Source organism: Acidovorax sp. LjRoot129 (assembly GCF_964253765.1).
In the GTDB taxonomy this organism is placed as follows: Bacteria; Pseudomonadota; Gammaproteobacteria; order Burkholderiales; family Burkholderiaceae_C; genus Acidovorax.
Genome location: NZ_CAXUSE020000001.1, coordinates 2595455 through 2607224 on the forward strand (window position 1 = coordinate 2595455; position 11770 = coordinate 2607224).

Sequence of the window (11770 nt, forward strand, 5' to 3'; positions counted from 1 at the left end):
TGCGTCAGGGTAGGGCGCAGCCGGGCGGGCCCATCAGGCGCCGCCCAAGTTGCAGGCTTGGCTTGCTTGTTGGCTTACTTCGCGCCGTCGACGATTTCTTTGGGGATCGGCACGCCTGCGTACTTCACGTGGATGTCGTTCAACTTGCCGTTGGCCAGGTTGGTCTTGATCCAGCCGTTGACGGCGGCCATCAGCTCGGGTTGGCCCTTGCGCATGGCCACGCCCAGCTGGTACGACTGCAGGATGAATTTGGTCTCGAAGTCGCGCGACGGGTTCTTCTTGGCGATGGCCGCGATGATTGGCGGGGTGATGGCCACGATGTCGGCCTGGCCGGTGGCGGCCGCGGTGATGGATGCGGATTCGTCGTCGAACCGCACCACCTTGGCCTGCGGTGCGCGCTCGGTCAGGATCTTGTCCTGCGGGCCACCGCGCGTCACGGCCACGGTCTTGCCGGCCAGGTCTTCAATGCTGGTGAGCTTCAGGCCCTTGGGCGCGCCCACCGCGGCCTGGATGGCGCCGTACGGGATGGAGAAGTCCACCGCCTTCTGGCGCTCGGGCGTGATCGACAGCGACGAGATGATCAGGTCCACCTTGTTGGACAGCAGGTTGGGGATGCGTGAGGAGTTGGTCGTGTTCACGATCTCCAGCGTCAGGCCCAGGTCCTTGGCCAGCAGCTCGGCGGCTTCCACGTCCGAGCCCACGGGCTTCATTTTTTCGTCCACGTAGCCGTAGAACGGCGCGCCAAAGTCGATGCCCACGCGCAGCTTGCCGGCGGACTTGATGTCGGCCAGCTCGGCCATGGCGGGCACGCACAGGGCGGCGGCGCTGAAGGCCAGCAGGGTGCGGCGGAAGATGAGGGAAGCGGTCATGGTGGTTGTCTCCTGGTGGTTTTTTGGTAAGGAATCGAAGAGGGCAGGGCTTTCGCTATCCGGCCCTTTGAAATCTCAACATCCGTTCGGGCTGAGCTTGTCGAAGCCTCGCGCGGCGCTTCGACAGGCTCAGCGTGAACGGTTCTAGTGGGTTCATGTCGTCTCTCAATGCGGCGCACCGTCATCACAGCCCGTGCGACAGAAAGTCGCGCAGCTCGGCGGTCTGCGGGTGCTTGAGCATCGCGCCCGGGCCCGTCTCCCACACTTTGCCCTCGTGCATGTAGATGATGGTGTCGGCCACCCGGGTGGCAAACTCCATCTCGTGGGTGACCAGCACCATGGTCATGCCGCCCTGGGCCAGGGCTTCGATCACGCGCAGCACCTCGCCGGTGAGCTGCGGGTCCAGGGCAGAGGTCACCTCGTCAAACAGCATCACCTGCGGCTCCATCGCCAGCGACCGGGCAATCGCCACGCGCTGCTGCTGCCCGCCCGACAGTTGCTCGGGGTAGGCCTGCGCCTTGTCCGCCAGGCCCACCTGCTGCAGCGTGCGTGCGGCAATCTCGCGCGCCTTGGCCGTGGGCAGGTTCTTCACGGCCTTGGGGGCCAGGGTGATGTTCTGCTCCACCGTCAAGTGCGGGAAGAGGTTGTAGCTCTGGAAAACAATGCCCACGTCCTGGCGCAGCTGGCGCAGGTCGATGGCCGGGTCATGCACCGCGTGGCCGCAGACATTGATGGTGCCGCTGTTGATGATCTCCAGCCGGTCGATGCAGCGCAGCGCCGTGCTCTTGCCCGAGCCGCTCTTCCCGATGATGGCCACCACCTGGCCCCGGGGAATCGCAAACGACACGCCCTTGAGCACCTGGTTGCTGCCAAAGCTCTTGTGCACGTCTTTCAGTTCGACCACGGGCTGTTGTTGTTGTCGTAGTTGTTGTGCAGACAGAGCCGCTTGCGCAAAAGGGTGCACGGCAGCGTCTTGGGCGAGGTTCATGGTGTCTTCTCGTTTCATGCGGTGGTCACAGGCACAGTGGCTGGGCCACGGTTTCCAAACTGCTGGCGCTGCTCCAGCTTGCGGCTCCACACCGACAGCGGGTAGCACATCGCAAAGTAGACGATGGCGATCAGCAGGTACACGGTGAAGGGCTGAAAGATCGAGTTGTTGATGAGCTGCCCGGCACGCACCAGCTCGATGAACCCCACGATGGACGCCAGCGAAGTGTTCTTCACGATCTGCACCATGAAACCCACCGTGGGCGGCGTGGCAATGCGCACCGCTTGCGGCAGAACCACCAGCCGCATGCGCTGGGTGCGCGACAGGGCCAGGCACTCGGCCGCCTCCCACTGCGTGCGCGGCACCGACTCGATGCACCCGCGCCAGATCTCACCCAGGTACGCGCTGACGTAAACAATCATCGCGATGCTGGCCGCCACGATGGCGGGCAGCTCCAGCCCTGCGATGGACAGGCCGAAGTAGCACAGGAACAGCACCACCAGCAGCGGCGTGCCCTGAATGATCTGAATCCACGCAATCGTCGCCCAGCGCACCGCCTTGATCGGGCTGACGCGGCACAGCGCAATCACGCCCCCGGCCAGGCCACCGCCCACAAACGCAATCAGCGACAGGCCGATGGTCCACAGCGCGCCAAACAGCAGGTACTGCAGGTGGTACGAGTTCAGTCCACCGTCAATCATTTGGCGTTCCCCAATTTGCGTTGGCGCGTAAACACGATCTGCCCAAACACCCACAGCCCCAGCCGCATCAACAGCGACAGCGCCAGGTACGCCACCGCCACCAGGATGTAGGCCTCAAACGGGCGGAAGGTTTCAGACTGCACCCGCGCCGCCACGGCGGTGAGTTCCTCCACCGAGATCTGCGAGGTGATGGACGACGCCAGCATCAACAGCACGAACTGGCTGGTGAGCGCGGGGTACACCTTCTCCATAGCCGGGCGCAGCACCACATGCCAATACACCTGCCGGCGCGTCAGGCCCAGACACTCGGCCGCCTCGATCTGGCCCTTGTGGATCGAATCCATGCCCGCCCGCATGATTTCGCAGGTGTAGGCCGCCACGTTGATCACCAGCGTCAGCAGCGCCGCAGCAAACGCCGACACCTTGAAGCCCAGGCTGGCCAGGCCAAAGAACACCAGAAACACCTGCACCAGCAGCGGCGTGTTCCGCAGCACCTCCACATACGCACCGCAGGCCCGCACCAGCCAGCGCTGGTCGCTGCGCCGGCCAATGGCCAGCAGCGTGCCGCCCACAAACCCGATCACCGTGGCCGGGAAGGACAACAGGATGGTCATCCAGGCCCCTTCCAGAAACTGGGGCCAGTTGGCCAGCACGCTGGCAAAGTCGAACTCGTACGTCATGAGCGGGGCAGCGGTGCGCGTCAATCAGCGAGTGCTGGCGCGGCGGCCAAAAACTGGCGGCTTGCCTTGTGGGCGCAGGCGAGCGTGAGCGGAAATACCAGGCATGTCTTTGTCTCCTGCGTGATCGGCCTGGCAATAGTGCCAGCCGTCACAACCTAGGGTTTGTACTGATGGTTTCTGATGCCTTTCAGCACCGAACGCGGAGTGATAGTATCCGCAGAATCCATCAAATACCAGCAAGCTGGATGATGGTTTTTGATTGAATTGCACATGGCCCAAACTCCGCCCCACCCCAGCAGCCCACGCAGCCCGCGCATCCCCGACATCGCCCAGCTGTCCGGCGTCTCCACCGCCACGGTCGACAGGGTGCTGAACCAGCGCTCGGGCGTGCGCAACGCCACCGCGCAGCGGGTGCTGCAGGCCGCCGCCACCCTGGGCTACCTGCCGCAGGCCGAGCTGCATGCAGCGCTGCAGCCGCAGCCCCTGCGCTTGATGGTGCTGATCCCCGAAGGCAGCAACAGATTTCTGCAAATGCTGGGCGACGTGATCGGCTACGCGCAGGACCACTGGGCGCCGTTTAACGTGCGCTGCCAGGCGGCGTACATCGAGAGCTTCAACCCCGACGCACTGGCCAAAGCGCTGCTGCACTATGGCAAACGCTGTGACGGCATCGCCTTCATGGCGCTGGAGCACCCCGTGGTGCGCGAGGCCGTGGCCCAGCTGGCAGAGCAGGGCGTGCCCACCGTCACGCTGATCTCGGACTTGTCCAACTCGCGCCGCGTGGCCTATGTGGGCCTCGACAACCGCGCCGCAGGCCGCACCGCCGCCTACCTCATCGCCCGCTTCATGGGCCCCCTGGCCCACAGCCGCAAGGCGCACGTGGCGATGATTGTTGGGTCACTGCGCTACCGCGCCCATGAGGAGCGCGAGGCGGGCTTTTTGCACCTGTTTGAAGAACAGTTCCCCCTGGTGCAGGTGGTGGGCGTGCGCGAAGGCCAGGACGACGCCGAACGCAACTACCGCCAGGCCCGCGCGCTGCTGGAGCAGCACGACGACCTGGCAGGCATCTACAACATCGGCGGCGGGGCCGAAGGCATTGGCCGGGCGCTGAAAGAGGCGGGCGCAGACCGCAAGATCGTGTTCATCGGACACGGGCTCACTCCGGATACGCGGGCGCTGCTGATCGACGGGACGATGGATGCGGTGATCACGCAGAACCCGCAGGGGGCGGTGATGAACTGCGTGCGGATTTTTGCCAACTTGCGGGATGGGCGGGAGCCGACGAGTGGGGTGGAGACGACGCGGAGTCAGGTGATATTTCGGGAAAATTTGCCGTAGGGGAGGCCAGTGGGCTCTCTGGGTGCCGGACTGGTGTGCGAAGGCGTGCGGTTCTCTTTGGCACTTGAACTTGCGGCCTTGAACGTTCCGTCGAAATTGCAAGCCAGTTGACTGCTTCGGCTGCGAGCGGCCAATACAACTGTGACAGGTAGTCACTGTCTTTCCGCCGCCTTCAGCCATTCACTGACGCCATTCACGTTGATGGCAAGCAATTTGTCTTGGATTGCTACTACGCGCTGAATCATGGCCCCCCCATCCGACTCCTCCAATTCTTCGGCATGGGCGAAAAGATGGGTCAGCAGTTGGGTAAGGTTGTTTTCGCTGTCGTAAAGGTAGGGCTTGGTGCGTTGCACAAACGCCAGAAAAATTTCGCTTGCGGTGAGGGCCTCTGCTGGGTCACGCTGGGACATAGCATTTAGCCAAGCATCAAAATCGTAAAACTCGCGCCCATTAGATTCAGTGTCGGACTCCAAAAGCTCGAAACATCGTTTGAGTAGGGCGAGGGGCACAACTGCCAAAGGTTTCGTTTCCCTAAAAAGGCCTCGCATTTTGCGCGCAACGACGGCTGCATTTCGATTTTCTGAGGCCATGCCTACTTCAAGGGCCTCTCGACATTGATTTGAATGATTTTGGTAGTTTTCTGAGTGGCTCCAAACAGTTGCCGCGCCTTGCCAAGCTTCAGGCATATTCGCGACGTTCAACTCATCAAGCATCGAATTGAAATCAAGCTTGTTGCTCAGTGCCGCGAGTGCAGAAATACGGCCCCATGTTTCCAAATCTTTCCCGATGCCAAGGGCCGCCAGCTTTGAAAGCCACGGTTTGACTGTCTCAAATTTCTGGTGATACGCGTGGTACATGCAAGGCTCAGCTATAGTCCAAAGACCTGGGGCCGGTTTTTGTATGGCAATGTCAAATAATTGCCAGCCCAACTCAGGAGCAAGGCTCTGCAAGTAGGGCAAGCGTCGCAGCATTACTGCGCGGACAGCAGGATGAGCATCGTTCGCAAAACATCGCAGAGCAGGTGCCAATATTTCTGACCATGGGGTGCCATTTTCTTGAAGCCTTGTGCCAGCAATCATCAGAGCATCGGCAGCTTGGCCCCTTGCCATGTTGATGCCAAGGTCTAACAGTTTTACAGAATCGCCTCGTAAGGGATCTTCTTCAGCCAAGGTTAGAAAATCATTGGCCAGATGCACCAGCCGTTCTGCCGTCTGGCTGTCTTGTATCACATGCGAGCAGGCTTCCAGCGCCTTGGCTGCCTCGCGGCTGTGATGCCAGTATTCCGGGTATTTTTCCAGGGCATTCAGCATGCTCTGAAGCAGAGTCGCTGCATTGGTTTCCTCGACGGGGGCCCAGTTGCCATTGGGCCGCAGATTGCCGTGACAGACGTCGAGATAGGTTGCTGTTCCGCGCATGAGGTTATTGCGAAATCTATTCGGAATACTTTCCCAATAGTGCAGCAAAAAAGCGATGAATCGGTGCGGGTGGCGGGATGCGGCCTCTTGCAATTGGCCGCCCACTTCCTCTTCACCTCCAATCAAAAAATCACTGAAAGTGTTTCTCAGGTAACCGTCGTAGTGGCTTATTAACTTCAAAATCGCCGAGTCGCTGCAATTCAGGAAAATTTCAAAAGAAAAGGGCGATGAAACTATTCCCCCACGAGAGCCAATGCTTGCCTGCCTTACCAGAGGCCAAGTGAAACGTTCGACTTCATCAATGACAGCTTGAGTCGCTGGATTACGCAAATGGCACGGGATGGGCAGAATTAACTGAGCTTGTTGGCGCAGTCTCCAAGCAAGATGGCCAGTCTCGCTGGCATCTTCGGGATGGATTCCCAATATGCACGCCTGGATTGCATCTTGGACGCCTGAATCCAACTCAATGAAAGTCGTCTGTATCAGTGTTCCCAGCTCGAAAAGCAAACTTGATTCAAGCAGTTCTGCATCGCACAACATGAGGCCAATCACATCCCGATTAGTGTTCGGCGCTGCTGTACAAGCCAAGACGGCGAAGTACCTCAATGCCCCCTCCGCGTTGAAACACAGACTAAGCCGGTTTTGTTGCCACCACTCGGAATTGTTGGCGGCGTGTTGAACGATGGCGGTTTCGATTGCGTCGACCAAAATTCGCCCACTGTCAACATGCCGGTGGTCAGTCTGGCTGTGGGCGTCCTCATAAGAAGTGTCGCGCAGGAAGCCGCTCCAATAGCTCCGATCTCTACCGTATTGCGATGAACGGATTTGGCCCCACTGTTCCAATGAATCTACCGCTAAGGACAGCAAAAGTGTGGATGCTTGCATGCGACGACTCAAAAAACGGTCGTTCGAATTGCCAAATTCATGCGGCTCGCAATGTAGGTTCTTGTTCCATTGGAATCCCACCAAATCATCGTTGCTGACCTCCCCAGCGATGTAATTCCACAGTACCTCGTCATCCAGCCCTCCTGCGGTAATACAACGGGCTAAAGCCTTGCCGAGAAAACTGCGTTTTCCCCTGGGCAGGCTCAGCAAGGATTTCAACAATGAAGACATCTGACCTGCATGCATTTGATCCATGCTTCCGATGGCAAAGGTCAATTGTTCAGCTAAGTGCGCGCGGTCCACCCAATCCGTCGCTAGCGCTTCTGTCCAGAAGCCCACTACTCCTACCACATCATCATTTTTCCAAGCCGAGACGCGGTGAACATGCCTTGTTATTGCTTCACTGTCCCGCTGACATTTCAAGTCGGGCACCAGATGCTTCATCCAGAAGTGATGCCATTCCAATCGGACAGCTTGGGTATAGATAACCTGAAAGACTTCGGGATGTAAGGCTCGCAAATCGCGAATAAGCGGCCAGTCATCGTCGTAAGGTATTTGCTCAGCCAAGCATTCCGCTACTAAGCGACGGATGTGAAATGCATGTTTCTGGGTGAGTGCCGTACGCAATTGGCTGCGAAATTTTTTTCTATCACCAGCGGCCAGTTGGGCCACAAAACTGCGGATGCTGGGGCGCACGAAAGGCACCGGCGGCAAGTCTTGAATGAAAGCATTCAATGTCTTGCCGTGACGTAGGGCATCACTTATGACCAGCACATCCAGCAAAGTTTGGTGCCCAAAGGTCAGTTTCCCATCTTGGGTTAACTGCAAGACGTTGTGACTCAGTAGAGACCTGCGGACCAAATCAGAAGCTGCCAACCGCTGAGGCGGTACTGATAGGCTGCGATGCCTCAGCATTTCTGTTGCGATGGCCTCGATAGCTTGCATGGCGGCATCACCCAGCTCATCGTTGGCTTGAACAATGGTGTCTAGGTACCTTTGAGCCAATGCTTGGCTGGTCACCACGTTGAAGCTACCGCCTTGGCCTGCCAGCTCCACATACAAGGCCAGTTCACGTGGGTTCTGAATCAGCTGCCGGGTGGCCTCATCCAAGCTGGAAGTGTCGATGCCCTGTCTGGCGAGCAGAGGGGCAATATCCGTATCCCAGTTCAACGGTTGGCATTTGAATTCGTTGCTCCATCTCCGTTGTGCAATCCGTCTGTCATATTGGCGGTCAAAGTCGCGGCAAGCGGTTATGACCGTGACATTGGGCAGCCTCAGCAGGCGATCCATCTGAGCAAGAAAGTAGTCCAGCACCTTGTGTTCGCGGGCGATGGAAAGAACATCGAGCGAATCAATGACCACCACTACATGGGTTCCTTCAGCAATGCGTGCCGTGCGCTCCACCCAGTCTTGTGGCAGCCCTTGCGCCTGGCGATCTTGCGCAGTGTCCAGGTCCGCAAATTCGCGGGATTGGATAAAGATGGGAAAACGATCTGAACGGGACTGGGTTTGCTGCTCAAGCGCTTCCTGCAAGGCCAGCATCACGCATGTTTTGCCAGCGCCTGGCTGGCCGGTCAGCAAAATGGACGAGGGCTTTGAGTCAATCGCAGCCAGGATTTCAGCTACTAAGGGTGTCGAAACGGTTTCGCCAGCAATATCTCGGCGCCACTTTCTGCCGATGGAGGATGTGCTTCCAAACGCAAAGCGAACTTCGGCCACATCCATGGGCAATGCCAGCATGGAGCCTGCTGCATGAAGCATGGACTGAAGGTCGGCTTTGGTCAGGCGGTGTTGTACCGCGGCGTTTTGTCCGTTCTGACCGTCAGCGCGAAAGCCGAGCTGGTTAACGCGCGTCCAAAGGGCATTGAATGCAGCATCTGGGTTGCTTGCCAACCGACGCAGGCGCTCTAGGAGCAGTGCTTCCATGCGATCCAGCTCTGGACTGGATTCAAATGTGGTGCGACGAAGGAAGTCGTAGGTGGAAAGTGTCGGCGTGTGATGCGCAAGCTGGGTTTTCAGTTTTGCATCTGTCGTCCCCGTTGCTTGACCCAAGTTTGCTTTGTAGCTGGCCTCGTCGGGATAGGTGGTGCCGTACTCCCGCAAGGCTGCCAATTCCCCGAAGGGACTTCGGGAATAGAAACGTACAGAGGTCTTCGGGTCACTGGCAAGCATGAGGCTGGCTTTTTGAAGTTCGCCAGCCAGATCCGCCACTGACCACGCCTGATGCTCTGGTTGGTTCTTTTTGCATTGGCAGCAAATTTTTGAACCGTCTGTTTTGCCGATGACTACGTCATCAACCTTTAGCGTCGCGGCATCGACCTCAAGCCATTCAAAGGTTGGATCATCGAGAACGGTGAGTGCCCATTCAAAGGCAACCAGCGTCTGATAGCCATCTCCACGATTGGATTGAATGCCTGCCTTGCTCATTGAGGGCTTCCTGTCTAGCGTTGGTCTTTTCACATAGCCCCGTGTGATGGGGGCTCCACATTGTCGCCGTCGACAAGTGGGTGGTGCTGATCACAGGACGAGGTGCAGCAGGGCCCGGGTAGCGATGAGGACAAGAGCTTGCTGCAGGCGATAAAGGCCGCGCGAGATGCGGTCAACGCCAAGCCAGGCACGCCCAGAGTGGCAAACCTGTTTGTGAGCAAGGTGGGACCGGGCCCGCGCCGGTTGCTGCAGCGGTGACGGTACTTGGCGGGGCTTCACGAGATGCTTCACTTTTGATAGCTTTTGGCGCTTTTCCAATAAGCGCTAGAGCCTGTTTTGACCAATATTTTGCAGCGCTGGGGCAGATCGTGTCACTTTGGCCCGCGCAAGGACGGCAAGTGCGCCGCCGAGTTGAGAGTGCACAAATGGGTAGCCATGGCCTAGCGCTGCAGTCGGCACAGCGTTCTGCCCATCCAGCAGCAGGGTAGACATTTCTCCCAGCACGACCCGCATCGGCAACCCCGGCATACGCAGCCAGGCCCGTCGCCCAAACGATGCAGCCAGCGCCCGCACAAACGTGGCCTGCGTCACCGCCTCAGGCGCCACTACATTGACGGGGCCTTGCAGATGTGGGTGCGCCATGGCAAACCGCACCAGCCCCACCGCATCGGCCAGATGAACCCAAGGCGCAGGTTGGCGACCATGCCCCAGCACGGCCCCCAAGCCCAGGCGGGCGGCCAGTGCCTGCATCGGATACGCGCCGCCGCCGTGCCCCAGCACCACACCAAACCGCATGCGCACCACCCGCACGCCCAGGGCTTCGGCGCGGCGGGCCTCGTGTTCGATGGCGGCGCACAGGTCGGACTGGAACTCGCCCGGGCGGGGTGGGGCGGTTTCGTCCAGCGGCTCCATCGACGCGTTGGGCGATGCGCGGTAGAAGCCGACGGCCGATGCGCTGACCAGCACGCGCGGTGCCTTGTGCAGGCGCCGCATCAGGCTGACGACGGCCACGGTGGTGTCCACCCGGCTGGCGAGCAGTTGGCGTCTGCGCGCCGCTGTCCACGGCATGCCCAGCACGCGGGCGCCTGCCAGGTTGACCACGGCGTCGATGGTCGTTTCAGACGGGATAGCGTCCAGGGTGTCCACCACCCACACGCTGGGGCCAAAGCTGGCGCGGGCCATCCTCACACCCATTTCCCACGGCGGCATGATGAGAAAATCTTGCGTTCGGCCTAGAAACGATATGGTGGCCCGCCCCAGAGCCTAGAAGTATTGGCACTTATCTCCCTGCGCGCCCCCGCCTTTCCATTCACATGAAATGTTCAACATGCCAGTGGCACAACCCTGGCGAAGCCACACAGTGCGTGATGTGCCGCGCCCCGCTCGCCAGCGGCGGCGAGCCTGACTTCACTTCAGCCTTCGCGCAGCAGCCTGCACCCGCCGCAGCGGCCACCCCGGCCGCCGTTTATCTCGCCACCGACCTGAGCCGCACCCTGGCCACGGTGATCGATGGCGTGCAGATGCTCGTCTCTGCCGCGGTGTGGCTGGTGGTGGTGTGGGATATGTCCTGGTCCATCTGGCTCAAGCTGCTGGGTGCCGTGGTGCTATTTTTTCTGCCCGCGTTGCTCGACGCCGGACCTGGGTCGCTGGGCAAACGGTGCCTGAAGATTCAGGTGGTGACGACACATGGTGAAAAGCCGTCGCTCATCACCAGCATGTGGCGGCACTTCATCAAGTACGTGTTGCACATCGCGTTGCCCATCGTGTGGAAGCTGATCGAGCCGTGGCTGACCGGCGGACGGCACCTTCACGATGTGTGGGGGGGCACCACGGTCATCGAGCGCTTGCCTGCCAGTGCCCGCGCGGCCCGCGCTGCGCCGGAGCTGTTTCATGAAGCGTTGATCGCGCAGGCCCAGGGCGTGCAGGCCGGTGCAGCTCCGCAGGCCCCGGTGCGAGCCGATGTAAAGAACGCCAGGCAGCAAGTCACGCGGGCGTCCAGGGCGTTCGATGTGTTCAAGAACCTGCTGGCGTGGTGCATTGCGGGTGCATTGCTGTGGCTCTTCGTTCCGGCGGTGTGGTCTTTGTACAAGGAGTCCCAGGACCCCACCATGTCCGCCGTGTCAGACGCCAAGGCCGCCACCAAAAAGCTCACGCACCTGCTCAGCCAGCGATTCGAACAAGGCCAAAGCCTGGAGCTCGACTGGAGCGACCCTGCGTTGGCAGCTCTGGAGGCAGAGATGGGTGCAGTGTTCACCAGCATCACCACAGAGCCCCGCGGGCCCGTCACGTTGCAGATCAAGAGCGGGCCGGTCGCGGGCAAACACATCGTGCTGGCGCCGGAGTACAACTTCAGCAAGAAGTCCATCAAAAAATGGACCTGCGGCAGCCCTGACATCGAGCGGGCGCTGCTGCCCACCGGCTGCAAGGCCAAGCTAAGCACCGCGCCCACCACTTCTTAAATTGGTTG

The 11770-nt window shown here is 59.9% G+C and carries 8 protein-coding genes; 2 read left to right on the top strand and 6 right to left on the bottom strand.

Annotation, left to right across the window (positions count from 1 at the left end; translation table 11 throughout):
- Positions 1 to 74 precede the first annotated feature (74 nt).
- From ACSQ3Q_RS11850 to ACSQ3Q_RS11865, 4 genes are all read right to left on the bottom strand, one after another.
- Positions 75 to 869 carry a transporter substrate-binding domain-containing protein gene (locus ACSQ3Q_RS11850; protein ID WP_436134572.1) on the bottom strand — a complete coding sequence of 265 codons (795 nt, stop codon included), beginning with the start codon at positions 867 to 869 and terminating at the stop codon, positions 75 to 77.
- Positions 870 to 1053: 184 nt separating this feature from the next.
- Positions 1054 to 1857, bottom strand: a complete 804-nt coding sequence (locus ACSQ3Q_RS11855; protein ID WP_436134573.1) for an amino acid ABC transporter ATP-binding protein — start codon at positions 1855 to 1857, stop codon at positions 1054 to 1056.
- A 14-nt stretch (positions 1858 to 1871) separates the two neighbouring features.
- Positions 1872 to 2558, bottom strand: a complete 687-nt coding sequence (locus ACSQ3Q_RS11860) for an amino acid ABC transporter permease (RefSeq protein WP_436134574.1) — start codon at positions 2556 to 2558, stop codon at positions 1872 to 1874.
- Positions 2555 to 3238, bottom strand: coding sequence for an amino acid ABC transporter permease (locus tag ACSQ3Q_RS11865; RefSeq protein ID WP_116749924.1), 684 nt, complete (start codon positions 3236 to 3238; stop codon positions 2555 to 2557). The genes ACSQ3Q_RS11860 and ACSQ3Q_RS11865 overlap by 4 nt, the downstream gene beginning before the upstream one ends.
- A 270-nt stretch (positions 3239 to 3508) precedes the next feature.
- Here ACSQ3Q_RS11865 and ACSQ3Q_RS11870 point away from each other — a divergent pair, with 270 nt between their 5' ends.
- Positions 3509 to 4576: a LacI family DNA-binding transcriptional regulator gene (locus ACSQ3Q_RS11870; protein ID WP_436134575.1), complete on the top strand. Its 1068-nt coding sequence runs from the start codon at positions 3509 to 3511 to the stop codon at positions 4574 to 4576.
- Between the two features lie 152 nt (positions 4577 to 4728).
- On the opposite strand, the gene ACSQ3Q_RS11875 is transcribed toward ACSQ3Q_RS11870, so the two are convergent.
- Positions 4729 to 9303, bottom strand: coding sequence for an NACHT domain-containing protein (locus ACSQ3Q_RS11875; RefSeq protein WP_436134576.1), 4575 nt, complete (start codon positions 9301 to 9303; stop codon positions 4729 to 4731).
- A gap of 324 nt (positions 9304 to 9627) precedes the next feature.
- Positions 9628 to 10512 carry a TIGR01777 family oxidoreductase gene (locus ACSQ3Q_RS11880; RefSeq protein WP_436134577.1) on the bottom strand — a complete coding sequence of 295 codons (885 nt, stop codon included), beginning with the start codon at positions 10510 to 10512 and terminating at the stop codon, positions 9628 to 9630.
- Between the two features lie 104 nt (positions 10513 to 10616).
- Here ACSQ3Q_RS11880 and ACSQ3Q_RS11885 point away from each other — a divergent pair, with 104 nt between their 5' ends.
- Positions 10617 to 11762 carry an RDD family protein gene (locus ACSQ3Q_RS11885; protein WP_436134578.1) on the top strand — a complete coding sequence of 382 codons (1146 nt, stop codon included), beginning with the start codon at positions 10617 to 10619 and terminating at the stop codon, positions 11760 to 11762.
- Positions 11763 to 11770 lie beyond the last annotated feature (8 nt).

Coding starts and splice junctions, on each gene's coding strand:
- ACSQ3Q_RS11850 (WP_436134572.1), bottom strand. CDS start 869: ATGACCGCTTCCCTCATCTTCCGCCGCACCCTGCTGGCCTTCAGCGCC.
- ACSQ3Q_RS11855 (WP_436134573.1), bottom strand. CDS start 1,857: ATGAACCTCGCCCAAGACGCTGCCGTGCACCCTTTTGCGCAAGCGGCT.
- ACSQ3Q_RS11860 (WP_436134574.1), bottom strand. CDS start 2,558: ATGATTGACGGTGGACTGAACTCGTACCACCTGCAGTACCTGCTGTTT.
- ACSQ3Q_RS11865 (WP_116749924.1), bottom strand. CDS start 3,238: ATGACGTACGAGTTCGACTTTGCCAGCGTGCTGGCCAACTGGCCCCAG.
- ACSQ3Q_RS11870 (WP_436134575.1), top strand. CDS start 3,509: ATGGCCCAAACTCCGCCCCACCCCAGCAGCCCACGCAGCCCGCGCATC.
- ACSQ3Q_RS11875 (WP_436134576.1), bottom strand. CDS start 9,303: ATGAGCAAGGCAGGCATTCAATCCAATCGTGGAGATGGCTATCAGACG.
- ACSQ3Q_RS11880 (WP_436134577.1), bottom strand. CDS start 10,512: ATGCCGCCGTGGGAAATGGGTGTGAGGATGGCCCGCGCCAGCTTTGGC.
- ACSQ3Q_RS11885 (WP_436134578.1), top strand. CDS start 10,617: ATGAAATGTTCAACATGCCAGTGGCACAACCCTGGCGAAGCCACACAG.